Source organism: Ottowia beijingensis (assembly GCF_042680925.1).
In the GTDB taxonomy this organism is placed as follows: Bacteria; Pseudomonadota; Gammaproteobacteria; order Burkholderiales; family Burkholderiaceae_C; genus Ottowia; species Ottowia beijingensis.
Window position 1 is genome coordinate 712,429 of record NZ_JBHUEP010000007.1, and the last position, 24,441, is coordinate 736,869.

Sequence of the window (24,441 nt, forward strand, 5' to 3'; positions counted from 1 at the left end):
AGGCAGGCGTCGCATTGATGACAAAAGGCACACGATTGCCTAAACTTGCGCCATGAAGCCGTTTCGGTGGTCTGTCGAGAAGAACGCGCTGCTCCAGCAGGAGCGGGGTTTGTCGTTCGAACAGATCACCGTCGCAGTCGAATCCGGGGGGCTGCTGGATATCGTCGCGCACCCGAACGCCGAGCGTTACCCGCGTCAGCGCATCATGGTGGTGGTGATCGACGACTACGCGTATTTGGTGCCCTACGTCGAGGAAGAGGATCACCTGTTCCTCAAGACCATCATCCCCAGCCGAAAGGCCACGCGCGACTTCATTGCCGCGAAAGGAGAATGACATGCCACGTCTCGATCCCGACGAACTGCAACTGCTGGAAGACTACGAGTCCGGCCAGCTGATCTCCGTTGCCACCAAGGCCGAACTGCAACGCCTGCGCGATGCTGCGCGCGCCACGGCGGTCAAGGACAAGCGCGTCAACATCCGCCTGTCGTCCGCCGACCTGATGGACATCCAGGCGCGCGCTCTGGCCGAGGGCATGCCCTACCAGACACTGATCGCCAGCGTGCTGCACAAGTATGTGTCGGGGCAACTGACGGAGAAGAAACCCGCTTGAGTCCGCAGCGGTGCGCCCCGCGGGCGACGATAGCCTGTGCTCCAGGCGAGCGAACGCGGTTTTGCGACCGCAGCCTGATGCACATACCATGCGCATATGAGTACGCCACACACCGTCTCGCCCCGCAAGCGCCCCGTCAACCTGACCCTGAGCGAAGACTTGGTGCAGGAGGCCGAGGCGCACAGTGGCAACCTGTCGGCCACGGTCGAAGCCATGTTGACCGAGTACGTAGCGCGGGAGCGCGATGCGCGCGCCGCCCGTCTGCGCGAGGCAGAGCAGTGTTGCGACGACTGGAACGCCGTGCTCGATGCGTGGGGCGGCTCTTTTGCTGACGACCATTCGCCCCTGTAGCCACGCGGGCGCGCTTGATGCCTCGATTCGATGTTCACATCAACCCCGGCCCGAGGCGTGACCAGGTGCCTTATCTGGTTTCAGTCCAATCCGCCTCGTCCGACCGCTATCGGCGCCGTCTGGTGGTGCCCTTGGCGCGCATCAGCGCGCTACCTCCCGGCAATCAGCGTCTTGGCATGTGCTGGATTTATTCGATTGGCCCACGTCCCAACGGAGAACTTGAAATGCAAGCGGTATTCAAGGATCGCAGGCGCACCATGGTTCCGAGCGATTGGTCGCAATGGACGCTGGTGGAAGCCTGAATCAGAAGAGCCATGTTCGCCTACATCCTCAAACGCCTCCTGTTGATGCTGCCCACGCTGCTGGGCGTGCTGCTGCTGACCTTCGCCGTCATACAGTTCGTGCCCGGCGGCCCGGTGGAGCAGTACCTGGCCGAGGCCCGCGCCGGGGCAGGCGGGGCGTCGGCCGAGGGCGGGGGCATGGCCTATCGCGGCGCGCAGGGCGTGGATGGGCAGCGGCTGGAGGAAATCAAGAGGCTCTACGGCTTCGACAAGCCGGCGCACCAGCGCTTCTTCCAGATGCTGGGGCAGTTCGCGCGCTTCGATCTGGGGCGCAGCTTCTTCCAGAACAAGGACGTGTGGCAGCTCATCAAGGAGAAGCTGCCGGTGTCGATCAGCCTGGGGCTGTGGACGTTTTTCATCAGCTACGGCATCAGCGTGCCGCTGGGTGTGGCCAAGGCGGTGCGGGCGGGCAGCCGGTTCGACCTGGTGACGACGCTGATCGTGCTGGTGGGCTACGCCATTCCGGGCTTCGTGCTGGGCGTGGCGCTGCTGGTGATCTTTGGCGGGCAGTTGCAGTGGTTTCCGCTGCGCGGGCTGACCTCGGCCAACTGGGACGAACTGAGCTGGGGCGCGAAGATCGTCGATTACCTGTGGCACATCACGCTGCCGGTGACGGCGATGGTGCTGGGCAGCTTTGCGGTGACGGCGATGCTGACCAAGAACTCGTTCCTGGAGGAAATCCGCAAGCAGTACGTGCTGACGGCGCGCGCCAAGGGCCTGACGGAGCGGCAGGTGCTGTGGAAGCACGTGTTCCGCAACGCGCTGATCCCCATCGTGACGGGCTTTCCGGCGGCCTTCATCGGCGCCTTCTTCACCGGCGCGCTGCTGATCGAGACGCTGTTCTCGCTCGACGGGCTGGGTCTGCTGAGCTACGAAAGCGTGATCCGCCGCGACTATCCGGTGGTGTTGGGCACGCTGTTCCTGTTCACGCTGATCGGGCTCATCACCAAGCTGATCAGCGATCTGACCTACGTGTGGGTCGATCCGCGGGTGAAGTTCGACTGAGCCTGTTGATCATTGCGTCATGCATGACACGCTGGCGGCCCTCACCCCAGTCCCTCTCCCAGAGGGAGAGGGGGGTTTTCCTTGGCGCGGCACGCGCTGTCATGCTTTTGGAATACGTCAATAGAAACGGCAGTTGACCGTTCGTCATCTTCGGTCAACCCCATGTACGTTGACTTTCACGGCTTCGATCACGCTCACCTGTCAGGTGAGCGCGTTGTGCACCGGATTTCACCGCTTTCGGTCCGCGCCATGCGGCGTTGCTCGTCCTTGCAGGCAAAACCTGGCACGCCTCATGGCACGCTCGGGCGCATCCAACTGCCGTTTCCAGGTTGAACGCAGAGGTCGCGAAGGTTTCGCAAAAAGACGCAGAAAGCATCATGGGCTTGTCGCCAACGAGTGAGGCATCTATCACTGGCGAAGCCTGCAAATGCACCAGGCTCCAAACATCGTTTTTTTTTGCGACTTTTGCGAAACCTCCGCGACCTCTGCGTTCAAAGGGCGGCGTATCCTCCAGTGCATGGACTTCCCATAAAAAAACTGAAAGCCGGCGCCGCGTCTGCGCTGACTGCTATAAATTACACAGCGTCCGGTCGCTTCAATCGTCCCGTGCGGACCGCAGCTCCCGCACCAGCGCCGCGCGTTCGGCGGCCCGGCGCGCGCTGGCCTGCGGGCCATGGCGCCCGGCCGCGCCCGATGTGCGTCGCGCGGCCAGTGCGGCCGCCACCGGGTTGCGCGGCGCAGGCGCGGCCACGCGCACGGCACGGTTGGCAGTGCGCGGCGGGCGGGTGGCGGTGGGGCGCTTCATGGTGGTCAATGCGGTGCGTCGGCGGGTGGTCCGGCGTCGACGCGGTTGGAGCCGCCTGGCGCGCCGTGGTTCCGTGCCCACTTTGGCCAACGCCATGTCACCCGCGTTACGCGCGGCGCGGCGCCGTTTTGCACAATGGCGGCTTCACCCGCAACCCCATTCGACACGGAGAGAAGCTTCATGCGCACCCGCATCACCGACATGCTCGGCATCCAATACCCCATCGTGCAGGGCGGCATGCACTTCGTCGGCCTGGCCGAGTTGGCCTCGGCCGTGTCCAACGCGGGCGGCCTGGGCATTCTGACGGCGCTCACGCAGCCGTCGCCCGCCGCGCTGGCCGAGGAGATCGCGCGCTGCCGCGGCATGACCGACAAGCCCTTCGGCGTGAACCTGACCTTTCTGCCCGCGCGCACGCCGCCCGACTACCCCGGCTACGTGCGCAGCATCGTCGACGGTGGCATCAAGGTGGTCGAGACGGCGGGCAACAACCCGCAGAAGTGGATGCCCATGCTGAAGGAAGCGGGTATCACCGTGATCCACAAATGCACCTCGGTGCGCCACGCGCTGAAGGCCGAGGCGATTGGCTGCGACGCGGTGAGCGTGGACGGCTTCGAATGCGGCGGCCACCCGGGCGAGGACGACGTGCCCAACTTCATCCTGCTGCCGCGCGCGGCCGAGACGCTGAAGATTCCCTTCATCGCCTCGGGCGGCATGGCCGACGGCCGCAGCCTCGTGGCGGCGATGGCCATGGGCGCCGAGGGCATGAATATGGGCACGCGCTTCATCGCCACGAAGGAGGCGCCGGTGCACGAGAAGGTCAAACAGGCCATCGTGGCCGCCAGCGAACTGGACACGCGCCTGGTGATGCGCCCGCTGCGCAACACCGAGCGTGTGCTGAACAACGCCGGCGTCGAGCGCCTGCTGGCCAAGGAGCGCGAACTGGGCGACAGGATCACCTTCGACGACATCGTGGCTGAGGTGGGCGGCGTGTACCCCAAGGTGATGCGCGATGGTGACCTGGACGCCGGCGCCTGGTCGTGCGGCATGGTGGCCGGGCTGATCCACGACATCCCGACGGTGAAGGAACTGATCGACCGCATCGTGGCCGAGGCGCAGCAGATCGTGCGGCAGCGGCTGGCGGGGATGGTGTGATCAGCGTGGCACAGCAGGTTTTCAAGCCATTTTGGCCTTCAGCGCCCGTCCTGCAAGCGCAAGCAGCTATTATTTAAATAGCGAATCACCGGGTTGAGCTGCGGCGGATCGCCCTCATGTAGGGCAGGTCCCGCCACCCGCTGCACCGCAGGGCCGGCGGGGATAATGCCGCACCCCATGACCGACCCGAGCCGCCGTTCCGCCCCCGCACCGCCCCGCCAGCCGCTGCCTGAGCGCGCGGGCCGTTCTGAAGTTGCAGCGGCCAACCAGCCCAAGCTGATCGACTTCCCCGAGTCGCTGCCCGTGAGCAGCCGGCGCGCCGAGATCGAGGCCGCGCTGCGCGCGCACCAGGTCGTCATCGTCTGCGGCGAAACGGGTTCGGGCAAGACCACGCAGTTGCCCAAGATCGCGCTGGCCATGGGCCGCGGGCGCTGCAACGCACCGGCCGGCCAGCGCGGCAAGCTGATCGGCCACACGCAGCCGCGCCGCATCGCCGCCACCAGCGTGGCCAAGCGCATTGCCGACGAGCTGCAGACGCCGCTGGGCGAGGTGGTGGGCTACAAGGTGCGCTTCAACGACCGGCTGTCGCCCGGCGCCAGCGTGAAGCTGATGACCGACGGCATCCTGTTGGCCGAAACGCAGACCGACCCGCTGCTGCGCGCCTACGACACGCTCATCATCGACGAGGCGCACGAGCGCAGCCTGAACATCGACTTCCTGCTCGGGTATCTGAAGCAGATCTTGCCGAAGCGGCCCGATCTGAAGCTGATCGTCACCTCGGCCACCATCGACGCGGATCGTTTTGCCAAGCACTTTGCCGATGCCAAGGACCAGCCCGCGCCGGTGCTGCTGGTGTCGGGGCGCACCTATCCGGTGGAGCAGCGCTATCGGCCCTTCGAGGAAAGCCGCGACCACGATTTGAACGATGCGATTGCCGAAGCGGTCGATGAAGTCTGGACGGGCAGTCCAGCGGGGGACATATTGGTCTTCATGCCCGGCGAACGCGAAATCCGCGACGCTGCCGAGCATCTGCGCAAGCACCTGTCGCACAGCCCGCTGACGCGCAACGCCGAGGTGCTGCCGCTGTTCGCGCGCCTCAGCCAGGCCGAGCAGGACCGCGTGTTCGACACGCACGGCGCGCCGCGCATCGTCATTGCCACCAACGTGGCCGAGACCTCGCTCACGGTGCCGGGCATCAAGTACGTCATCGACCCCGGCACGGCCCGCGTCAAGCGCTACAGCTACCGTAGCAAGGTGGAGCAGTTGCTGATCGAGCCGGTGAGCCAGGCCGCCGCCAACCAGCGCGCCGGCCGCTGCGGGCGCGTGAGCGACGGGGTGTGCATCCGGCTGTACGACGAGAAGGACTTTGCCAGCCGCCCGCGCTTTACCGACCCGGAAATCCTGCGCTCGTCGCTGGCGGCCGTGATCCTGCGCATGAAGAGCCTGCACCTGGGCGGCGAGGGTGGGCGGGTGGAGGATTTTTCGTTTCTCGATGCGCCCTCGGGCCGCGCGATTGCCGATGGCATCCAGCTCTTGCAGGAACTGGGCGCGATGGATGAGGCGCAGGAACTGACCGAACTGGGCCTGGAGCTGTCGCGCCTGCCGTTGGACCCGCGCGTGGGCCGCATGATTCTGGAAGGGCGCGAGCGCGGGGCGCTGCGCGAGGTGCTCATCATCGCCGCCGCCCTGAGCGTGCAGGACGTGCGCGACCGGCCGCTGGAGCAACAGGCGCAGGCGGACCAGGCGCATGCGAAGTTCGACGACGAGAAAAGCGAGTTCAGCGGCTATCTGAGGCTGTGGAAGTGGTTGCACGATGCGCGGGGCGGCCACGTGGTGAAGACGCGCGGCGAGATGGCCGCCGCCGAAGGGCGGGGCGCGGCAAAGCGGCCCGCCAACCTGGCGGCGCTGCCGGCGGCGCAGCGCGCGGCGTTGGCGATGGAGGCGGCGCGCAGGGCGTTGGGGGAATCGCCCTCACCCCCGCCCTCTCCCGCCAGCGGGAGAGGGGGCAGCAGCCGTCACGCTGTCACCGATGCAACCAGCACCAAGAAACTCCCTCTCCCGCGCGCGGGAGAGGGCGGGGGTGAGGGCCAGCATCCCACCCACAAACTCAGCAACCGCCAGTGGGAAAACCTGCTGCGCCAGAACTTCATCAACATCCGCCGCGTGCGCGAGTGGCGCGACATCCACACGCAGCTGCACACCGTCGTTGCCGAGCACAAGTGGCGCGAGAACACGCAGCCCGCGGGCTACGAGGCGCTGCACAAGTCGCTGCTCGCCGGGCTGCTGGGCAACGTCGGGCAGAAGATCGAAAGCGACGATGCGGGCGGGCAGGGCAGCGCGGGCGAATACCTGGGCGCGCGCGGCATCAAGTTCCACCGCCATCCCGGCGCGCACCTCAGCAAGAAGCCGGGCAGGTGGATCGTTGCCGCCGAACTGGTGGAGACCACGCGCCTGTTCGGCCGCGGCATCGCCACCATCGAGCCGCAATGGCTGGAAGAGGTCGGCGGCCATCTGCTCAAGAAACAGCTGCTGGAGCCGCACTGGGAGAAGAAGGCGCAGGACGTGATCGCCTTCGAGCGTGCCACGTTGTACGGGCTGGTCGTGTACTCCGGCCGGCGCAAGAGCTATGGCCAGGTCGATCCGCACGCCGCGCGCGAGATCTTCATCCGCGAGGCGCTGGTGAACGGCGAATGGCCCGACGACTGGGCGCGCCGCCTGCCGTTCCTGAATGCCAACGCCAGGACCATCGCCAAGGTGGAAGAGCTGGAGCACAAGAGCCGCCGCCAGGACGTGCTGGTCGATGACGAGCTGATCGTCGCCTTCTACGACAGCCAGATTCCGCAAGGCATCAGCAACGGGCGCGACTTCGAGCGCTGGTGGCGCGAAGCCAGCCAGGCCAACCCGAAGCTGCTGCACCTGACGCGCGACGAGCTGATGCGCCACGAGGCGGCGGGCATCACCACCGCCGCCTTCCCCAAGATGATTCGCTTAGGGGGAGTGGACTGCGCCGCCACCTATCTGCACCAGCCGGGCGACGCCAAGGACGGCCTCACCGTCACCGTGCCGCTGTTCGTGCTGAACCAGGTGAGCGAGGCGCGCTGCGAATGGCTGGTGCCCGGCATGTTGAAGGACAAGATCCAGGCGCTGCTGAAAAGCCTGCCGCAGAAGCCGCGCAGCCGCTTCGTGCCGCTGCCCGAGAGCGCGGCGCGGCTGAACGATATCCTGGGCGCACCGGAGGCGTTCGGCATCGGCAGCCTGACCGACGCGCTGCTCAAGCTGGTGCGCGAGGCGACCAGCCTGGATGTGAAGCGCACCGACTTCAAGCTCGACATGCTGCCCGCGCACCTGTTCATGAACTTCCGCGTGGTCGACGAGCATGGCCGTCAGCGCGGGCAGGGGCGCAACCTGGCGGCGCTGAAGGCCGAACTGGGCGGCGAGGCGCGCGGTGCGTTCCAGGCGCTGGCCGGGCTGAAGTCGTCTTTGCCCTCTCCCTCCGGTAGAAGGCCGGGTGAGGGCCACGCCGCCGAATCCAAGCCAAATCGGCCTTCAGACCAGACGGGACAAGCGCGAGCAGCTACAAAATCAGAAGCAATCACGCCCACTCTCGCCGACTCCCGCCACACCGCGTGGGACTTCGGCGAGCTGCCCGAGTTGATGGAAATCCGCCGCAAGGGCCAGGTGCTGGTGGGCTTTCCAGCGCTGATCGACGCCGGCGATGCCGTGACCATCGAGGTGTTCGACGAACCCGAAGTGGCAGCGGCCAAGCACCGCGCCGGCCTGCGCCGCCTGTTCGCCTTGCAGCTCAGGGACGCGCTGAAGTACCTCGAAAAGAACGTGCCCGATCTGCAAAAAATGGCCGTGGCCTACATGCCGCTCGGCACGGCGGAGGAACTGCGCCAGCAGATCATCGACGTGGCGCTGGAGCGCGCCTTCCTCGTCGATCCGCTGCCCGCGACCGAAGCCGACTTCAAGCGCCGCGTGGACGAAGGGCGCGCGCGCCTGACCCTAATCGCCAACGAGATCGCGCGGCTGGCGGGTGTAATCCTGACCGAATACGCCGCCGCCGCGCGCAAGATCAAGGACGCGAAAAACGCGCCCGAGGCCACGAAAGACGCCGCCGAGCAGCTGCAACGCCTGGTGCCCAAGCACTTCCTGGCCACCACACCCTGGGCGGCGCTGCAGCACTTTCCGCGTTACCTGAAAGCCATCACCCTGCGGCTCGACAAGCTGCGCGCCGACCCCGCGCGCGACACCCAGCGCATGGCCGAGGTGCGCGCCCAGGACCAGCGCTTCTGGCGCCTGGTGGCCGAGCGAAAGGGCGCCATCGACACGCGCCTGCAGGAGCTGCGCTGGCTTCTGGAGGAGCTGCGCGTGAGCTTCTTCGCGCAGGAGCTGCGCACGCCGCAGCCGGTGAGCGTCAAGCGGCTGGAAAAGGTCTGGGCGCAGGTGCAGGCCTGATTCCGTTTCCAGTTCAATGCGTCCATCGCCGTCATCCCGGCGAGGGCCGGGATCCATGTTTCTCGCACACGCCGTCTGGATTCCGGCTTGCGCCGGAATGACGAGATATGGCAGCCTTGATCTGGAATGGGAATGACGCGTCGCCATAATCGACTGGCGCCCGGTGGCGGCCCATCAACGACGAGGAGATGCCCATGAGCACCAACACCAAGCTGAGCGACCAGGCTCCCAAGGTCGAGAACCTGAAAACGCTGCTCAGCTACCAGGAGCAGGCCATCGTGAGCCGCATGCTGGTGAAGAACACCGGCGGCAACGTGACCCTGTTCGCCTTCGACGGCGGCGAAGGCCTGAGCGAGCACGCCGCGCCCTATGACGCGCTGATCGTCGGCGTGGACGGCGAGGCCGACATCATGCTGGGCGGCCAGCACCACGACGTGGGCGAAGGCCAGACGCTGCTGATGCCCGCCAATGTGCCGCACGCCGTGCACCCCAAGGGCCAGTTCAAGATGCTGCTGGTGATGATCAAGGAGATCAAGGCCTGAGGCCTTGATCCGCCGCTGCTTCGGGCGCATCACTGCGCCTCCAGCACCTCCAGCAGTTCGTGCTCGATGGCCAGCTGCGTCTTGGCGTGCTGCAGCGGCGCGCCTTGCAGCAGGAACATGTCTTCCACCCGCTCGCCCAGCGTGGTGATCTTGGCCAGTTCCAGGTCGATGCCGTGCGCGGCCAGCACGCGGGCGATGCTGTAGAGCAGGCCGACGCGGTCGCTGGCGGTGACGGTGAGCAGCCAGTGCTGCGCCTTCTCGTCCGGTCGCAGGTCGATGCGCGGGGCGATCGGAAAGCTCTTGACCCGGCGCGACACGCGGCCCAGGCGCGGCGTGGGCAGCGGGGCCTCGGTGTCGATGGCGGCGGGCAACTCGGCCTCGACCATGCCCTGGTATTCGGCGTAATCGTCCGGGGCGATGGGGTTGACGATCTGGAAGGTGTCGAGCGCGTAGCCGTCGCGCGTGGTGTGGATCTTGGCGTCGAGGATCGAGAAGCCGGCGCGTTCGAAGTAGCCGCAGATGCGGGCGAACAGATCGGCCCGGTCGCTGGCGTACACCATCACCTGCAGCCCTTCGCCCACGGGCGACAGGCGCGCGCGCACCAGCGGGCGCTGTGTCGGGGTCATGCCGTCCGTCACGCGCGCGGCCAGCTCGCGCGTGTGCCAGGCGATCTCGCCCGCGTCGTGGCGCATGAAGTAGCTGACGTTGAGCGTGTCCCACAGCCGCTGGTGCGCGTCGGGCGGCAGGGTCGCCTGCTGCAGCTGCGCCAGCGCCTCGCGCTTGCGCGACTCGATCACCGCGTCGGCATCGGGCGCCCGCCCGCCCAGGGCGCGCACGGTGAGCTTGTACAGATCTTCCAGCAGCTTGCCCTTCCAGGCGTTCCACACCTTGGGGCTGGTGCCGCGCACGTCGGCCACGGTGAGCAGGTACAGCGCGGTCAGGTTGCGCTCGTTGCCGACCCGCCGCGCGAACGCCTGGATCACCTCGGGGTCGCTCAGGTCCTCCTTCTGCGCGATGCTGGTCATGATCAAGTGCTCGCGCACCAGAAACTCGATCAGCCGCGCATCTGCCGGTTCGATGCCGTGCTGCTGACAGAAGCGGCGCGCCTCCAGGGCACCCAGTTCGGAATGATCGCCGCCGCGGCCTTTCGCGATGTCGTGGAACAGCGCCGCGATGTAGAGCAGCCAGGGCTTGTCCCAGCCGGCGGCCAGTTGCGAGCAGAACGGGTATTCGTGCGCGTGCTCGGCCATGAAAAAGCGTCGCATGTTGCGCAGCACCATCAGGATGTGCTGGTCCACCGTGTAGACGTGGAACAGGTCGTGCTGCATCTGGCCCACGATGCGGCGGAACACCCACAGGTAGCGCCCCAGCACGCTGGTCTGGTTCATCAGCCGGAAGGCGTGGGTGATGCCCTGCGGCTGCTGCAGGATGGCCAGGAAAGTCTGTCTGTTGACCGGGTCGTTGCGGAAGTGGCGGTCCATCACCGCCCGCGCGTTGTACAGCGCGCGCAGCGTGCGGGCCGACAGGCCCTTCAGGCCCGGCGTCTGCGCATACAGCAGAAAGGCTTCGAGAATGGCCCGCGGCTGCTGCTCGAACAGCTCGTCGTGCACCACTTCCAGCAGGCCGTCGCGGTCGACGAAGCGCTCGTTGATCGGGCGCTGCTTGGGCGCCGGCTCGCCCTGCGCGGCGCGCAGGTGCTCCTCGATGTTCTGCAGCAGGATCTGGTTGAGCTGCGTGACGGCCTTGGCCGCCCAGTAGTAGCGGCGCATCAGCACTTCGCTGGCGCGCAGCATCACGCGGCCGTCGTCGGCACGCTGGTGCTGAAAGCCGAAGGATTCGGCCACAGCGTTCTGCAGGTCGAACACCAGCCGGTCCTCGCGCCGGCCGGCGATCAGGTGCAGGCGCGCGCGCACCACCGACAGCAGCGCCTCGTTGTGGCGCAGCTGGCGCAGCTCGCGCGCCGTCACCAGGCCGGCACGGTGCAGATCCTTCCAGTGGCGGCCGATGCCGGCCGCGCGCGCCGTCCACAGAATGACCTGCAGGTCGCGCAGCCCGCCGGGCGATTCCTTGCAGTTGGGCTCGAGCGCGTAGGGCGTGTCCTCGTACTTCAGGTGGCGCTGGCGTTGCTCCAGCCGCTTGGCGACGAAGAAATCCAGCGGATCGAGCGCGGCCATGAAGCGCTGCTGGAACTCCTTGAACAGCTTGCGGTTGCCCACCACCAGGCGCGCCTCAAGCAGCGCGGTCTGCACCGTCAGGTCGGCCGCGGCCATGGTCAGGCATTCATCCACCGTGCGCACGCTGGAGCCGATCTCCAGCCCCGTGTCCCAGCACTGGCTGATGAAGGATTCGATGCGCCGGCGCAGCGCGGGGTCGTGCGCCGCCTGGCTGTCGGCGGGCAGCAGCAGCAACACGTCGACGTCGGAATGCGGAAACAGCTCGCCGCGGCCGTAGCCGCCCACGGCGACCAGGGCCGAGCGCGGATCGAACCCGTTGTCCTTCCACAGCGTGCGCAGCGCCTCGTCGGTCAGCTCGGCCAGGTGCGCCAGCGCGCGGCGGATGCCGCGCGTGCCGGCGCTGCCGCTGCGCAACTCGTCCAGCAGGGCCTGCTTGGCCTGGCGGTGCGCCACGCACACGGCGGGCACCTGCAGGGGGGCTGCGGCCGCTTCGGCACTCATGACAGCGGCCTCAGGCGGCGGCGCGCGCCATGCCCTTGACGAACTCAGGGATCGCCGGGCTGCCGGCAGACAGCGTCAGCACCTCGTAGCCGGTGGGCGTGACCAGCACCGTGTGCTCCCACTGCGCCGACAGGCTGCGGTCCTTGGTCACGATGGTCCAGCCGTCGGGCATTTCCTTGATGTCGCGCCGGCCGATGTTGATCATCGGCTCGATGGTGAAGGTCATGCCCGGCACCAGCTCTTCGCCCGTGCCGGGCTTGCCGTAGTGCAGCACCTGCGGGTCTTCGTGGAACTTCTGCCCGATGCCGTGGCCGCAGAACTCGCGCACCACCGACAGCCCATGGCCTTCGATGAACTTCTGGATCGCATGGCCGATGTCGCCCAGCCGCGCGCCGGGGCGCACCTGCTCGATGCCCAGCCACATCGATTCGTAGGTCAGCGCGCACAGGCGCCGGGCGGCGATGGAGCATTCGCCGATCTCGAACATGCGGCTGTTGTCGCCGTACCAGCCATCGGCGGTGACCACCGTCACGTCGACGTTGACGATGTCGCCCTTCTTCAGCGGCTTGTCGGCCGGGATGCCGTGGCACACCACCTGGTTGACCGAGGTACACACATGGCCGGGGTAGGGCGGGTAGCCTGGCGGCTGGTAGCCCACGGTGGCCGAGCGCGTGCCGTATTTGGCCATCGATTCGGCGCTGAGCCGGTCGATTTCCAGCGTGGTGATGCCGGGCTGGATGTGCGGCGTGATGTCGTCCAGCACTTGCGAGGCGATGCGGCAGGCCTCGCGCATGCCCGCGATGCCGGCTTCGTCCTTGATGGTGATGCTCATGGGCGCAAATTATCCCATCGGGTCTTTGGGCGTGCGGTCTGCAGGCCTTCCGGGGGCCGCGGCGGGCCGGCTGGCGCCGGTGCGCCGGATAGAATTGAGGGCTTCGCAGCCTGCCCCAGTCAGCGGTGGGCTGCACGACCCCGATCCGCCTTTTCCCGCGCCTTTTTCAGGCCCTTCGACGTGACCCAGCACATCCACTTCTTCGACGGCGGCAACGCCCTCAGCGACTTCCGCATCCGCCAGCTTCTGCCGCGCCTGCAGGCCGTGAACCCGGCGGTGGACAGCGTCAGTGCGCGCTACGTGCATCTGGCCGGTTTCGACACCGCGCCGCCGGCGGCTGATCTGGAGCGGCTGGCCGCATTGCTGACCTATGGCGACCCGGCCGCCGAAGGCGCGGAAGGCGAAGTCATCATCGTCGCCCCGCGCCTGGGCACGGTGTCGCCCTGGGCGTCGAAGGCCACCGACATTGCGCGCAACTGCGGCATCGCGCTGCACCGGGTGGAACGCATCGTTGAATACCAAATCGGCCTCAAACGAAAGCTGGTCGGGCGCCACCAGCTATCAAAAGATGACTTGACCGCCATCGCCGCATTGCTGCACGACCGCATGACGGAGAGCGTGCTGTCCAGCCGCGAGGAGGCGAGGGCGCTGTTCACCGAGCTGACACCGGAGCCGCTCGCGCACGTCGACGTGCTGGGGGGCGGCCGTGCGGCGCTGGAAAAAGCCAACACCGAATGGGGCCTGGCGCTGGCTACCGACGAAATCGACTACCTGCTGGATGCCTTCACCAAACTGGGCCGCAACCCCACCGATGTCGAACTGATGATGTTCGCGCAGGCCAATAGCGAGCACTGCCGGCACAAGATCTTCAACGCCCAGTTCACCATCGACGGCGTGGCGCAGGACAAGAGCCTGTTCGGCATGATCCGCCACACGCATGCCACCAGCCCGCAACACACCGTGATCGCCTACAGCGACAACGCGGCGGTGATGGAGGGGCACGATGTCGAGGTGTTTGAAGCAAAATCGGCCTCCAGCGCAGGCGGGACAAGCGCTGGCAGCTATGAAAAAGAAAGCGCCACGCGCCACGTGCTGATGAAGGTGGAGACGCACAACCACCCCACCGCGATCAGTCCCTTCCCCGGCGCCAGCACCGGCGCGGGCGGAGAGATCCGTGACGAGGGCGCCACCGGGCGCGGCGCGCGGCCCAAGGCGGGGCTGACGGGCTTCACGGTGAGCAAGCTGTGGGATTCGCCCATCGGCAAGCCCGAGCACATGGCCAGCCCGCTGCAGATCATGACCGAGGGGCCGCTGGGCGGCGCGGCGTTCAACAACGAGTTTGGCCGCCCCAACCTGGCCGGTTATTTCCGCGAATACGAGCTGGAAGCCGGCGGTGTGCAGCGCGGCTATCACAAGCCCATCATGATCGCCGGCGGTGTGGGCAGCATCGACGCGCGGCTGACGAGCAAGATCGAATTCCCGGCCGGCAGCCTGCTGATCCAGCTCGGCGGGCCGGGCATGCGCATCGGCATGGGCGGCGGCGCGGCGTCATCGCTGGCCAGCGGCACCAACGCGGCGCACCTGGACTTCGATTCGGTGCAGCGCGGCAACCCCGAGATCCAGCGCCGCGCGCAGGAGGTCATCACGCAGTGCCAGGCGATGGGCGAGGCCAACCCCATCCTGGCGATCCACGACGTGGGCGCGGGCGGGCTGTCGAACGCCTTCCCTGAACTGACCCACGACGCCGGCCGCGGCGCGCGCTTCGACTTGCGCGCCGTCCCGCTCGAAGAAAGTGGCCTGGCGCCCAAGGAAATCTGGAGCAACGAGAGCCAGGAACGCTACGTGATGGCGATCGCGCCCGCATCGCTGCAGCTGTTCGAGGCGCTGTGCGCGCGCGAGCGCTGCCCGTTCGCGGTGGTGGGTGTCGCCACCGAGGAGCGGCAACTGGTGGTCGATAATGCGCCGCTGCCCCTCACCCCAGCCCTCTCCCCAGAGGGGCGAGGGAGCAACAGTCAGGGATCGAGCGCCGCGCTGGAATCACCCCCTCTCCCGCTGGCGGGAGAGGGCCGGGGTGAGGGTGATGCGGCCGTGGACATGCCCATGGACGTGCTGCTGGGCAAGCCGCCCAAGATGCACCGCGACGTGACGACCGTGCAGCGCCAGTTCACACCGCTGAATCTGGACGGCCTGACCCTGCAGGACGCCGTGATCCAGGTGCTGAGCCACCCCACCGTCGCCAGCAAGCGCTTCCTCATCACCATCGGCGACCGCACCGTGGGCGGCCTGACGCACCGCGACCAGATGGTCGGCCCCTGGCAGGTGCCGGTGGCCGATTGCGCGGTGACGCTGGCCGATTTCAAGGGCTTTGCCGGCGAGGCCATGAGCATGGGCGAGCGCACGCCGCTGGCCGCGCTGGATGCGCCCGCATCCGGCCGCATGGCGGTGGCCGAGGCCATCACCAACCTGCTGGCGGCGCCCATCGAGCTGCCGCGCGTGAAACTTTCCGCCAACTGGATGGCCGCCTGCGGCGAACCGGGTGAGGACGCGGCGCTGTACGCCACCGTCAAGGCCGTGGGCATGGAACTGTGCCCGGCGCTCGATGTGGCGATCCCGGTCGGCAAGGACAGCCTGTCGATGCGCACGCAGTGGCAGGACGCCGGCGCCACGAAGAAGGTGACTTCGCCCGTCAGCCTGATCGTCAGCGCCTTCGCATCGCTGGCCGACGTGCGCGGCACGCTGACGCCGCAACTCGACCGCGAGCAGGACACGACGCTGGTGCTGGTCGATCTGGGCAAGGGTCGGCACCGCCTGGCCGGCAGCGTGTTGGCTCAGGCGCTGGGCCAGTCGGGCTGCCCGGTGAAAGACGGCGTGCCCGATCTGGACAGCGCGGAAGACCTGAAGGCGCTGGTGGCGGCCGTCAACCAGCTGCGCGCCGAAGGCAAGATCCTTGCCTACCACGACCGCAGCGACGGCGGCCTGCTGGCCGCAGCCGCCGAGATGGCCTTTGCCGGCCGCGTCGGCGTGGCGCTGAACGTGGACATGCTGGTGACCGAAGGCGACGGCATCAGCGACAGCCGCGCCGAGTACGGCGACGCCAAGAACTGGGCTAGCCAGGTCAGCGCGCGACGCGAGGAGCTGACGCTGAAATCGCTGTTCAGTGAAGAGCTGGGCGTGGTGCTGCAGGTGCGCACCGCCGAGCGCGACGCGGTGATGCAGGTGCTGCGCGCGCACGGCCTGAGCCAATGGAGCCACACCATCGGCAAGACGCGCCCTGCCGGTTCCTCTATCGACAAAGGGAAGGGCGAACTGAGCATCTGGCGCGACACCAAGGAAATCTTCAGCGCCAGCCTGCACGACCTGCAGCAGGTGTGGGACAGCGTGAGCTGGAAGATCGCCCGCGAGCGCGACAACCCGGCCTGCGCCGACGCCGAGCACGCGGCGGCGGGTGATCCGGCCGATCAGGGCTTGCACGTGCACCTGACTTTCGATCCCGCCGCGGACGAACGCCTTCGCCCGCTGGGGGAAGGCAGGGATGGGGGCCGCGCCGCCACCTCTGGGCCAGCCGCGCCCCTCACCCCCACCCTCTCCCCAGAGGGGCGAGGGAGCAAGACCGAACTCCCTCTCCCGCCTGCGGGAGAGGGCAGGGGTGAGGGCGCGCCGCAAGGCGCGGGCATCCTTCTCGCCCGCCCCAAGGTCGCCATCCTGCGCGAGCAGGGCGTCAACTCGCACGTCGAAATGGCCTACGCCTTCCACGAAGCGGGCTTCGAGCCCTTCGACGTGCACATGACCGACCTGCAGACCGGCCGTGCCAATCTGGCCGACTTCCAGGGCGCCGTGGCCTGCGGCGGCTTCAGCTACGGCGACACGCTGGGCGCGGGCATCGGCTGGGCGCGCTCGATCATGTTCAACACGCAGATCGCCGACCAGTTCAAGGCCTTCTTTGCACGCGGCGACACCTTCGCCCTGGGCACCTGCAACGGCTGCCAGATGTTCGCCGAGCTGGCCGACATCATCCCCGGCGCTCAAGACTGGCCGCGCTTCACCACCAACCAGAGCGAGCGCTTCGAGGCGCGCTTCTCGCTGGTCGAGGTGCTGGATTCGCCCAGCATCTTCTTCACCGGCATGGCCGGCAGCCGCCTGCCGATCGCGGTGGCGCATGGCGAGGGCTATGCCAACTTCACCTACCGCGGTGATGCAGCCAGGGTGATCCCGGCCATGCGCTACGTCGACAACACGGGCACCGCCACCGAGGCGTACCCGTACAACCCCAACGGCAGCCCCGGCGGCCTGACCGCGGTGACCACGGCCGATGGCCGCTTCACCGCCCTGATGCCGCACCCCGAGCGCGTGTTCCGCAACATCCAGATGAGCTGGACGCCACTCGACAAGAGCGCCTTCAGCCCGTGGATGCAGATCTGGCGCAACGCGCGGCGTTGGGTGGGGTAGGCCAGGGTGAGTCACGTGCTATGGTTAACAGCACTTGTAACAAACTTGATTCAAGGGAGAAGCAAAGCCATGCTGAAAGTGTCAAGCCGGTTGCGCCTCGTATTCCTGGCCGCCTTGCTGGCGGGTGCAGTCACCTCACAGGCGCAGTCGTCCGCCAGCATCGACTTCACGACCATCGGGGCCAGCCCAACAGGGGGCACGCTGGCCAACGGCGTGACATGGAGCGTCAGCGGCCCAGGCTTCTGGGAGAGCATCGTTGACGGCGTACACCGGTACCACCACTACACCTTTAACCAGAACCAAACCCAGACGTGAACCTTCGGGGAGGCGGTGGATGTGCGTTTCTCGCTGGCGGGGCTGAATTGCCCCAGCGAGGGCGTTCGCTTCGGCGGCGGCCAAACGGTTGTCGTGGAGTCGCTGGACCCGGTTCATATCTGGGACGAGACGGCGCAGACCGTCAGGCACGGCACGAGCAACACGCCCGCCAATGGCCCCAAAAGCTCCAGCTTCACGGTAAGCGGCGCCACGAGCTTGACGTTGACCGGTGTCAACGCTAACTGCCGACGCGGCCTGATCGCCTTGAGCGTCACGCGGCCTGCTGTGGGCGCTGCCGCGGTACAACCTGTGCCGGTTGACAACCCATGGGCCTTGCTGACGCTTTCCGTGGCGCTGGCCGGCGCGGCCGCTGTCGTGAGGCGGAGAAACCGCAGCAAAGCTGATGAGTGACTCTAATCCTGCCGGAAGCGTGGACCAACGGCGGATACCACAGCCGTTGAGACTCAAACACGCGTCAGCAGCAGCAGCGCCATGTAGCTGAAGTACGCCGCCACGAAGCCCAGGCCCTCGGTGCGCGTGATCATGTGGCCGCTGCGGAACACCGGCAGGCACACCATGGCCACAGCGGCGGCCACCGGCAGGTCGATGAACAGCAGCTCGCGGCTCACGTCGATGGCGCGCGGCGACACCAGCATCACCGTGCCCAGGATGGCCAGGATGTTGTAGACGGCGCTGCCCAGCAGGTTGCCGATGGCCACGTCGCGTTCGCCGCGCAGCGTGGCCACCACGGTGGTGACCAGCTCGGGCGACGAGGTGCCGAGCGCGACGATGGTCAGGCCGATCACCGCGTCCGACACGCCGAAGCGCGCCGCCAGCGCCGAGGCACCGTCCACCAGCAGTTCGGCACCGTAGATGGTGAGCGTGATCGACACCGCCAGCAGCAGGCCCTGCCGGATGAACTGCTGCCGGCGCTCGGCCAGCGGCGGCAGCGGCTCGGCGTATTCCTCCAGAAACTCGTCGGCCACCAGGCGCCGGTCGCGCCGGCTCGACTGCACGATGAGCGCGGTGTAGAACACGGCGGCCAGCACCAGCAACGCGCCCTCGGTGCGCGTCAGCACGCCGTCGATCGACATGATGATCAGCGCCAGTGCGGCGCCGATCATGGCCGGCACCTCCAGCCGCAGGCTGTAGGGCTGGATCGGCAGCGGCTGGATGGCCGCCGACAGGCCCAACACTAGCAGCAGCACCATGATGTTGGCGCCGGCCACGTTGCCCACCGCCAGCGCGCCCTTGCCCTCGGCGGCGGCGGTGATGCCCACCGCCAGCTCGGGCAGGCTGGTGCCGATGGCCACCACCGTGAGCCCGATGACGATGGGGCTGATGCGCAGCATATGGGCAATGCGCGTGGCGCTTTTCAGCAGCAGCTCGGCGCCCAGCACCACCACCGCCAGACCGCCCAGTAACACCAGCGCCGGGTGCAGCGCCGTCATGCAGCGCTTGCCTTCGGCGCGCTGGGCGCCGCGGCGCTCGCGCGGTGGCGCCGCCAGGCCTTTTCCAGCTCGACGGCGACGAACACCAGCGCAGCCAGCGCGATGCACAGGCCCAGCTCCCAGGCCGGCAGCGGCTGGGTCTTGAAGATCGGGTTGAGCCAGGGCACGTAGATGGTGGACATCTGCAGCGCGAACGTCAGCAGCACGGCGCCCAGCAGCGGCTTGTTGCTGAACAGGCCGATGGTGAAGAGCGAATCGTTCTCCGACCGGATGGCCAGCACCAGCGCCATCTGGGCCAGCGTCAGCACGGTGAACACCATGGTCTGCCAGTGCGTGTCGCCACTCTGGATGGCCCAGTGCTGCACGCCCAGGCACAGCGCCGCCAGCAGCAGCCCGATCCGCACGATGCTCCAGCCCAGGCCCTGCGCGAACAGGCTTTCCTGCGGCGGGCGCGGCGGGCGCCGCATGATGCCGCGCTCGGCTGGTTCGGCGGCCAGCGCCAGGCCGGGCAGGCCGTCGGTCACCAGGTTGACCCACAGGATGTGGATCGGCAGCAGCGGCATCGGCAGGCCGAACAGCGGCGCCGCCGACAGCGTCAGCACCTCGGCCGAGTTGCCCGTCATGGCGTAGCGCACGAACTTGCGAATGTTGTCGTAGATGCGCCGGCCCTCGCGCACCGCGCCGACGATGGTGGCGAAGTTGTCGTCCAGCAGCACCAGCGCCGAGGCCTCGCGCGCCACGTCGGTGCCGCCCTTGCCCATGGCCACGCCGATGTCGGCCGCCTTCAGCGCCGGGGCGTCGTTCACGCCGTCGCCCGTCATGGCGACGAACTGGCCGTGCGACTGCAGCGCCTGCACGATGCGGATCTTCTGCGCCGGATCGACCCGGGCATAGACGCGCACATCGAGCACGCGGGCCTTCAGCGCCGCGTCGTCCAGCTCGGTCAGTTCGGCGCCGGTGATGACATTGGCGGCGTCATTGGCCACGATGCCCAGCCGCTGGGCGATGGCCAGCGCCGTGGCCGGGTGGTCGCCGGTGATCATCACCGGGCGGATGCCGGCGCTGATGCAATCGCGCACCGCGGCGGCGGCTTCCTCGCGCGGCGGGTCGATCAGGCCGATCAGGCCGATCAGCGCCAGTTCGCTTTCGATGGCCTCCACGTCCGGCTCGGCCGGCAGCTGCGGCCAGGCGCGGCTGGCGAAGGCCATCACGCGCAGGCCCTGCGCGGCCAGGCGCTCGGCCTCGGCCAGCACGGCGGCCTGGTCGAGCGGCCGCCGCCCCTCGGGCGACCAGTGTGCGCTGCAGCGCGGCAGCACGCTTTCGGGGGCGCCCTTGGTGAAGGCCTCGAACACCGCACCGTCGCGGTGAAAGGTGGTCATGCGCTTGCGGTCCGAGTCGAACGGGAGCTCGCGCACGCGGGGCGTTTCTTCTTCCAGCTCGGGCTTCAGCAGGTCGGCCTGCGCGGCCACGGCCGTCAGCGCGGTCTCGGTCGGGTCGCCTTGCCAGACGATGTGGCCCTTGTCGTCGCAATCGCCGCTGGGGCAGGCGTCGTTGCACAGCGCGGCGGCGCGCAGCAGCTGCAGGTGGTGCGGGCTGGGCGCGGTCTGCTCGGCCTCGACCTTGGCCGGGTGCCAGGGCTGGCCGGCGGCCAACACCAGCTCGGCGTGCATGCGGTTCTGCGTCAACGTGCCGGTCTTGTCGGAGCAGATCACGCTGACGGAGCCGAGCGTCTCCACCGCCGGCAGGCGGCGGATCAGCGCGTTGAAATCCGCCATGCGCTTGGCGCCCACGGCCAGCAGCACGGTGACGACGGCCGGCAACGCCTCGGGAATCGCCGCCACGGCCAGGCTGATGGCGGTGAGCAGCATCAGCAGCCACGGCTCGCCGCGCAGCAGGCCGAAGGCGAACAGGCCGACGCAGATCAGCAGCACGATCAGCGACAGCTGCTTCGAGAAGCGCGCCAGCCGCAGCTGCAGCGGCGTGCTGCGGTCCATGGCGTCGTTCAGCAGGCCGGCCACCTTGCCCAGCTCGGTGCCCATGCCGGTGGCCACCACCACGCCGCGCGCGCGGCCGTTGGTCACCGTGGTGCCCTTGAAGCCGAGGTTGACGCGATCACCCAGCGCCAGGTTGTCGCCAACCAAGGCCTCGGTGCGCTTCTCGATGGTGACCGATTCGCCCGTCAGCGTAGATTCATCGACCTTGAGCTGCGCCGCCTCCAGCAGGCGCAGGTCGGCCGGTATCTGGTTGCCCGCCTCCAGCAGCACGATGTCGCCGGGCACCAGCTTGCTGGCCGGCACAGGTTGCGGCTGGCCGCCCCGCAGCACCTGCGCCTGGGCCGCCGCCAGCTGGCGCAGCGCGGCAATCGCCTGGTCGGCGCGGCGCGCCTGGGTGAAGCCGATCACCGCGTTGAGCACCAGGATGACGACGATGACCAGCGTGTCGACCCATTCGCCCAGCACGCCCGACACCACGGCTGCCGCCAGCAGCACGCCGATCATGAAATCCTTGAACTGATCGAGCAGCAGCGCCGGCCAGGGGCGCGCCTGCTGCGTGGCCAGTTCGTTGGCGCCGTGCGCGGTCAGCCGGCGCGCGGCTTCTTCGGGGGTCAGCCCGCTGGCGGGGTCGGTGCGCTGCGCCTGCAGCACCTGGGTGCCGGTGCGCAGGTGCCAATCGGATGGGGGAGGGGGGGCGGATGGTTCAGTCGCTTCAGCCATCGGTGTTCATGCGGGTGAAGGCCCATTGTGCAGAGCGCCCATGACAGGCTGTCTGACCTAGCCCAAGGTGCCGCCGGCCCTGTGCGGGCCAGCGCCGCGCGTCAGCGGTCCTGCGGCGGCTTCACCAGCAGCACCGGCACGGGCGACTCGTCGATCAGCTTGCGCGAGGTCGACGCGCCCTCGATCAGCCGGCGCCAGGGACCCAGCGCGCGCGAGCCCATCAGCACCATGTCGCAGTGGTGCAGCTCGATCAGTTCCAGCAGCGAATTCACCGGCTCGCCGCTGGCCACGGCGGTCTCGAAGGGGACGCCGGCCTCGGTCAGCAGGCGGGCCGAGGGCGCGATCAGGTCTTCACCGGCCTCGTAGGCGGCGTTCTCGATCAGCGCCGGATCCTGCGCGGTGACGATCTCGTAGAACGTGGCCTGCTCCTGCACGTTCACCAGCACGAAGCTGGCCTTCAGGCCTTCGCGCACCAGTTGCAACGCAAAGCGGGTTTCGTGCAGGGACAGGTCGGTACCGTCGACGGGGAGCAGGATTTTCATCAAATCGATCCGTTTACTATGGAAACAATAGCTGGTTGCGCAGTATATACGGCGCCAAAGCCCGTTTTCAGTCGGAAAATGCCGCGGGCGCCGGCCTGGTGCGGTAGAAGCGCAGCGCATGCTCGGCCGCCTCGCGTGCGCCTTGCTGCATCACGCCGCGCTTGATCTTGCCGACCACGTGCATCTCGCACGGCTTGCAGTCGAAGCGCAGGGTGAGTTTTTCCTTGCCGTTCACCAGCTGCAGCGGCTCGGCCTTCACCGTGCCCTTCACGCCGATCACGCCCTTGGCCTGCTTGGGGCACAGGCTTAAAGAGAAACGCACGCAGTGCTTGGTGATCATCAGGCTGACTTCGCCTTCTTCCTCGTGGCTTTCGTAGGCGGCGTCGATCACCTTCACGCCGTGCTGCGCATAGAAGTCGCGCGCGGCGTGGTTGAAGACGTTGGCGAGGTACGTGAGCGAATCCTCGGGGTAGGGCGCGGGCGGCTGCACCGGCTCGGCACGCGGCAGGCGCTGCCAGGCGGCCGCGCGGGCGGCTTCGAGCGCGGCGATGGCATCGCGCCGCAGCGCGTTGGCCACGCTGGCGGGCACGAACCAGGGGCGGGGCACATCGAGCACGATGTCGATGGGCGTGAAGATGGTTTCGCCCAGCTTGGCGAGCGATTCGCGCAGCTTGGCGTCGTTGTTTGCTTCATCTTTGGGAGCGGCGTGCGCAAGCTGGGTCTGCGCCGAGGCCGCATTTCCATCTTCATCGGTGACGCACAGCTGCAGGCCATCGGCGGTTTCCGACAGCTTCAGCCACACGCCGATGCGCCGGTCGGCGGACTTCTTTTCCAGCGTGCGCGCCCAGTCCATGCTGCGGTTGCGGTTGATCACCGTGCCCTGGCGCAGGTCGTGCAGTTGCGCCATCGGGTCTTTGGGGAACACGCGCCAAGCGCCATCACCCAGGTCTTCCACGCGGTTGCTCTGCGCGCCGACCAGTTCCTTCTGCGCGTCCCAGTAGCACAGGCCGTCGCCGTTCGACAGCTGCAGCGCTGCATCGTCGGCCATCAGCTCGAAGAGGTCGCTGCCCACGCGGGTGACGAAGCCGATGGGCTGGCCCGGGTTCTTGGGCGTGTCGAAGGCGCCGATGTCGTCCTTCCTGCCATTGACGAAGTAGTCGGTGAACTCGCGGTTGAAGTTCTGGTTCGGGTCGGGTGTGAAGGTGAAGGTGCAGCGGCCCGAAGATGCGCGCGTCAGTTCCGGTCGCTCGTCCAGGATCTCGTCGAACAGCCGGCGGTAATGGGCGGTGATGTTCTTCACGTAGCCCATGTCCTTGTAGCGGCCCTCGATCTTGAAGCTGCGCACGCCGGCGTCGATCAACGGCCTTAAGTTGAAGGACTGGTTGTTGTCCTTCATGCTCAGCACGTGCGCGTCGTGCGCCACGAAGCGGCCTTGCGCGTCCAGCACCTGATACGGCAGGCGGCAGGCCTGCGAGCAGTCGCCGCGGTTGGCGCTGCGGCCGGTGTGCGCATGGCTGATGTAGCACTGGCCGCTGTAGGCCACGCACAGCGCGCCGTGGATGAAGAATTCGAGCGTGCAGCGCGCCGGGTCGGTGGCGGCGCCCAATGCGTCACGGATGGCGGCGATCTCTTGCAGATCCAGTTCGCGCGCCAGCACGATCTGCGACAGGCCCGCGTCCTGCAGAAAACGCGCCTTCTCGGGCGTGCGGATGTCGGTCTGCGTGCTGGCGTGCAACTGGATGGGGGGCAGGTCGAGTTGCAGCAGCCCCATGTCCTGGATGATCAGCGCGTCGGCGCCGGCTTCGTACAGCTGCCAGGCCAGTTGGCGCGCGGGCTCCAGCTCGTCGTCGCGCAGGATGGTGTTGAGCGTGACGAAGATGCGCGCGTCGAAGCGGTGCGCGTGGCGGCACAGGCGCTCGATGTCGGCCAGCGCGTTGCCCGCGCTGGCGCGCGCGCCGAAGCCGGGGCCGCCGATGTAGACGGCATCGGCACCGTGGTTGACGGCCTCGATGCCGATGTCGGCGTCGCGCGCGGGGCTGAGCAGTTCAAGCTGGTGGGGCAGGGGCATGGTGCCGATTATCGGTCAAATCGGGCTTGGGCGCTTGTATGGCAAGCGCGGGCTGCTATTTAATAAATAGCAATCTGGCCCGGTGCTCTGTGGGAGCGGGCTTGCCCGCGATGGCGGCGTCCGCGCTCCCGGT

The 24,441-nt window shown here is 67.8% G+C and carries 18 protein-coding genes; 11 read left to right on the top strand and 7 right to left on the bottom strand.

From position 1 onward, the window contains the following. Window positions 1-52 precede the first annotated feature (52 nt). From ACFSCU_RS12730 to ACFSCU_RS12750, 5 genes are all read left to right on the top strand, one after another. Window positions 53-334 (top strand): hypothetical protein, encoded by a 282-nt coding sequence (locus ACFSCU_RS12730; RefSeq protein WP_377560873.1) that lies wholly within the window; start codon window positions 53-55, stop codon window positions 332-334. A 1-nt stretch (window position 335) separates the two neighbouring features. Beyond that, entirely contained in the window at window positions 336-611 is a 276-nt protein-coding gene (locus tag ACFSCU_RS12735) for a hypothetical protein (RefSeq protein WP_180551472.1), read from the top strand. Window positions 612-707: 96 nt separating this feature from the next. After that, complete coding sequence (locus ACFSCU_RS12740) at window positions 708-962, top strand: type II toxin-antitoxin system CcdA family antitoxin (RefSeq protein WP_180551473.1); 255 nt, start codon at window positions 708-710, stop codon at window positions 960-962. Between the two features lie 17 nt (window positions 963-979). After that, window positions 980-1,264 carry a CcdB family protein gene (locus ACFSCU_RS12745; protein WP_180551474.1) on the top strand — a complete coding sequence of 95 codons (285 nt, stop codon included), beginning with the start codon at window positions 980-982 and terminating at the stop codon, window positions 1,262-1,264. 12 nt (window positions 1,265-1,276) lie between these two features. After that, on the top strand, window positions 1,277-2,308 hold the full coding sequence (locus ACFSCU_RS12750) for a microcin C ABC transporter permease YejB (protein WP_180551475.1): 1,032 nt from the start codon (window positions 1,277-1,279) through the stop codon (window positions 2,306-2,308). A gap of 595 nt (window positions 2,309-2,903) precedes the next feature. On the opposite strand, the gene ACFSCU_RS12755 is transcribed toward ACFSCU_RS12750, so the two are convergent. Next, window positions 2,904-3,113, bottom strand: a complete 210-nt coding sequence (locus ACFSCU_RS12755) for a hypothetical protein (protein ID WP_180551476.1) — start codon at window positions 3,111-3,113, stop codon at window positions 2,904-2,906. 180 nt (window positions 3,114-3,293) lie between these two features. Here ACFSCU_RS12755 and ACFSCU_RS12760 point away from each other — a divergent pair, with 180 nt between their 5' ends. From ACFSCU_RS12760 to ACFSCU_RS12770, 3 genes are all read left to right on the top strand, one after another. Beyond that, window positions 3,294-4,265: an NAD(P)H-dependent flavin oxidoreductase gene (locus ACFSCU_RS12760; protein ID WP_180551477.1), complete on the top strand. Its 972-nt coding sequence runs from the start codon at window positions 3,294-3,296 to the stop codon at window positions 4,263-4,265. Between the two features lie 165 nt (window positions 4,266-4,430). Then, entirely contained in the window at window positions 4,431-8,723 is a 4,293-nt protein-coding gene (gene hrpA / locus ACFSCU_RS12765; RefSeq protein ID WP_377560876.1) for an ATP-dependent RNA helicase HrpA, read from the top strand. A gap of 194 nt (window positions 8,724-8,917) precedes the next feature. Further along, the gene (locus tag ACFSCU_RS12770; RefSeq protein ID WP_180551478.1) at window positions 8,918-9,265 is read left to right on the top strand and encodes a cupin domain-containing protein; all 348 of its coding nucleotides are present in this window, start codon (window positions 8,918-8,920) and stop codon (window positions 9,263-9,265) included. A gap of 29 nt (window positions 9,266-9,294) precedes the next feature. Here the strand turns inward: ACFSCU_RS12770 and ACFSCU_RS12775 are convergent, their stop codons facing one another. Then, window positions 9,295-11,940: a [protein-PII] uridylyltransferase gene (locus ACFSCU_RS12775; protein ID WP_377560878.1), complete on the bottom strand. Its 2,646-nt coding sequence runs from the start codon at window positions 11,938-11,940 to the stop codon at window positions 9,295-9,297. A 10-nt stretch (window positions 11,941-11,950) separates the two neighbouring features. After that, window positions 11,951-12,772, bottom strand: a complete 822-nt coding sequence (gene map / locus ACFSCU_RS12780) for a type I methionyl aminopeptidase (RefSeq protein WP_180551479.1) — start codon at window positions 12,770-12,772, stop codon at window positions 11,951-11,953. A 180-nt stretch (window positions 12,773-12,952) separates the two neighbouring features. Between map and purL the strand changes: the two genes are divergently transcribed. The 3 genes from purL to ACFSCU_RS12795 all read left to right on the top strand — a co-directional run bounded on the left by purL (window position 12,953) and on the right by ACFSCU_RS12795 (window position 17,944). Beyond that, window positions 12,953-17,218 carry a phosphoribosylformylglycinamidine synthase gene (gene purL / locus ACFSCU_RS12785; RefSeq protein ID WP_377560880.1) on the top strand — a complete coding sequence of 1,422 codons (4,266 nt, stop codon included), beginning with the start codon at window positions 12,953-12,955 and terminating at the stop codon, window positions 17,216-17,218. A 69-nt stretch (window positions 17,219-17,287) separates the two neighbouring features. After that, window positions 17,288-17,533, top strand: coding sequence for a hypothetical protein (locus ACFSCU_RS12790; protein WP_377560882.1), 246 nt, complete (start codon window positions 17,288-17,290; stop codon window positions 17,531-17,533). 21 nt (window positions 17,534-17,554) lie between these two features. Next, window positions 17,555-17,944: an IPTL-CTERM sorting domain-containing protein gene (locus ACFSCU_RS12795; protein ID WP_180551482.1), complete on the top strand. Its 390-nt coding sequence runs from the start codon at window positions 17,555-17,557 to the stop codon at window positions 17,942-17,944. A gap of 53 nt (window positions 17,945-17,997) precedes the next feature. Here ACFSCU_RS12795 and ACFSCU_RS12800 read toward each other — a convergent pair whose 3' ends face one another. The 4 genes from ACFSCU_RS12800 to ACFSCU_RS12815 form a co-directional block, all read right to left on the bottom strand. Continuing rightward, window positions 17,998-18,984 carry a calcium/sodium antiporter gene (locus ACFSCU_RS12800; RefSeq protein ID WP_180551483.1) on the bottom strand — a complete coding sequence of 329 codons (987 nt, stop codon included), beginning with the start codon at window positions 18,982-18,984 and terminating at the stop codon, window positions 17,998-18,000. Continuing rightward, entirely contained in the window at window positions 18,981-21,698 is a 2,718-nt protein-coding gene (locus ACFSCU_RS12805) for a cation-translocating P-type ATPase (protein ID WP_377560885.1), read from the bottom strand. The genes ACFSCU_RS12800 and ACFSCU_RS12805 overlap by 4 nt, the downstream gene beginning before the upstream one ends. A gap of 101 nt (window positions 21,699-21,799) precedes the next feature. After that, window positions 21,800-22,240: a universal stress protein gene (locus ACFSCU_RS12810; RefSeq protein WP_257645886.1), complete on the bottom strand. Its 441-nt coding sequence runs from the start codon at window positions 22,238-22,240 to the stop codon at window positions 21,800-21,802. A gap of 67 nt (window positions 22,241-22,307) precedes the next feature. Then, on the bottom strand, window positions 22,308-24,308 hold the full coding sequence (locus tag ACFSCU_RS12815) for a peptidase U32 family protein (protein WP_377560888.1): 2,001 nt from the start codon (window positions 24,306-24,308) through the stop codon (window positions 22,308-22,310). Window positions 24,309-24,441: the final 133 nt, after the last annotated feature.